The sequence below is a fragment of the Corynebacterium sp. HMSC074E01 genome (genome assembly GCF_001808885.1).
Taxonomy (GTDB): Bacteria; Actinomycetota; Actinomycetes; order Mycobacteriales; family Mycobacteriaceae; genus Corynebacterium.
The window spans coordinates 1-1338 of sequence record NZ_KV794839.1; the positions used below are offsets into that span (position 1 = coordinate 1).

Sequence of the window (1338 nt, forward strand, 5' to 3'; positions counted from 1 at the left end):
GCACACCAATCTGCCTGGTTTACCTGCGGAAATGCGTCAGTTCGCCAAGTTGGCGCCGAGTTCAACGGTGAGAACTCCGACGGCGATGAGGAGGATGCCGAGGGCCATGGTTCGGGTGAGGGGTTCGTGGAAGATGACCCGGGCGAGGATCGCGGTGAGAGCTACGCCGGATGCTGCCCAGATGCCGTAGGCGACGCCAAGGGCCATGCCGTCGGCCAAGGCGAGACTTAAGGCGACGAACGCCACGAGATACCCCGCGATGACGCCGATGAACCATTTCTTCACCCGGCCACCGTCGGAGGCTCGTAGCGACATGGTCGCGACGACTTCGGACAAGATGGCGCCTGCGAGGAAGATCCATCTCATGAGTTGACTCCTGCTTCCTGGGCTGCGGTTTGCTGAGCTTTCTGGGAGCCGAGTTCGACGGTGAGGACACCGCTGATGATCGCAACCATTCCAAGACCCATCACAGCGGTCAGAGGTTCACCGAAAATCGCGGCGGATAGCACGGCGGCGAGCACGACCCCGCTGGCTCCCCAGATGCCATAGGCGACGCCGATCTGCATTCCTTCGCGCAGGCAGAAGGTGAGGAAGACGAAAGTGCCGATGTATCCGGCAGCAACCACGATGTACCAGGATGGGTGATTGAGCGCCGCCTTGAGAGACAGCGTCGCCGCCACTTCGGTAGTGATGGCGCCAGCGAGCAGGAACCACTGCTTCATGGGGTTGTTCCTTCGATCAGGGAGCGAATGCTGGAGACGACGGCTTCGAGATCCGCGCCGTGGAGGGTGGACACACCTGTGGCCTGGGCGCCCCAGAGTCCGTCGGCGGCGAGTCGGGCGGTGGTCAGCCTGGCTCGGGTGGCGGCGTCGAGATCGTCCGGGAGTTCGAGCCAGCGGCCCATCCGCGTAGTCCACGGTTCGGTGAGTTCGGGCCGATACGTCGCTTGGCCCCAGATGATGAACTCGGCGCGCTTGGCGGCCCCGTGGGCGGCGACGTGAACGTAGCTCAGGAGCCGCTCGGTGGCGTTGGCGTTCTCGAGGGGCTTGCCAAGGGTGGCAGTCATGTCGTTCTCGACGTTGGCCGCAGCGTGGTCGACGATCGCGGCGAGCAGTACGTCGCGGTTGCGGAAGTGATATAGCAATCCCGGTTTGGTGAGCCCGGCCTCGTGGGCCACTGCGTCAAGGGTAATGTCGCCACCCTCCGCTGCGTTCATGACGCGGAGGGCAGCTTCCAGGATCTCGGAGCGCTGACTGGTTCGCATATAGCTAACTTTACCATTTGGTAGGTGAAGCCTTCAACTGCGGCCGCTGGTAGGGGCACCTGGGGTACACCCTA

The 1338-nt window shown here is 63.2% G+C and carries 3 protein-coding genes; all 3 read right to left on the reverse strand.

Translation table 11 applies throughout. The features are described from left to right. Nucleotides 1-36: 36 nt before the first annotated feature. The 3 genes from HMPREF2537_RS04120 to HMPREF2537_RS04130 are packed head-to-tail and all read right to left on the reverse strand — an operon-like array spanning nucleotide 37 to nucleotide 1264. Nucleotides 37-366, reverse strand: coding sequence for a DMT family transporter (locus tag HMPREF2537_RS04120; RefSeq protein WP_003849969.1), 330 nt, complete (start codon nucleotides 364-366; stop codon nucleotides 37-39). Beyond that, on the reverse strand, nucleotides 363-722 hold the full coding sequence (locus tag HMPREF2537_RS04125; protein ID WP_048733039.1) for a DMT family transporter: 360 nt from the start codon (nucleotides 720-722) through the stop codon (nucleotides 363-365). Before HMPREF2537_RS04125 ends, HMPREF2537_RS04120 begins: the two co-directional genes overlap by 4 nt. Then, entirely contained in the window at nucleotides 719-1264 is a 546-nt protein-coding gene (locus tag HMPREF2537_RS04130) for a TetR/AcrR family transcriptional regulator (RefSeq protein ID WP_034666346.1), read from the reverse strand. The genes HMPREF2537_RS04125 and HMPREF2537_RS04130 overlap by 4 nt, the downstream gene beginning before the upstream one ends. Nucleotides 1265-1338: the final 74 nt, after the last annotated feature.